This is a genomic window from Burkholderia sp. 3C (genome assembly GCF_054589155.1).
This window is the reverse complement of record NZ_BAAILN010000145.1, coordinates 1-333: the sequence shown is the minus strand read 5'-3', so window position 1 is coordinate 333 and position 333 is coordinate 1. Positions and strand designations below refer to the sequence as shown.

The window sequence follows — 333 nt, the reverse complement described above, 5'->3', positions numbered from 1 at the left end:
TCGATGGCAACGGCGGCATGATGACCGTGAAATTCTCCCCGGGGCAGGTCGCGCCGGGCTACAAGCTGTTGCTGATCATCGACGGCCGCATGTATGAACATGCGTTGAGCGCGACGGCGCTCGCCACGGGTTTGGCGAGGTTCGATGCGCCCGTCATGGGCGCGAAGCAGGTTTCAGCGGCCCTGGTCGATACGGCCGGCAATATCTCGTCGTACAGGGACGATCACGCCGCGACGCTCAATGCACCGACCGAGCAAGCGCTCACCGGCACGATCGCGCGCTACGGCGGCAGCGCGGACACGGTGTTCACCGTGGCCGATGTCGGCTATTTTT

1 protein-coding gene is annotated in these 333 nt (G+C 64.3%); it reads left to right on the top strand.

Annotated features, from left to right (window positions below; all coding sequences use genetic code 11):
* Positions 1–17: 17 nt before the first annotated feature.
* The coding region (locus ACYP33_RS30180) for a hypothetical protein (protein ID WP_459624960.1) at positions 18–333 on the top strand (316 nt) is incomplete at its 3' end.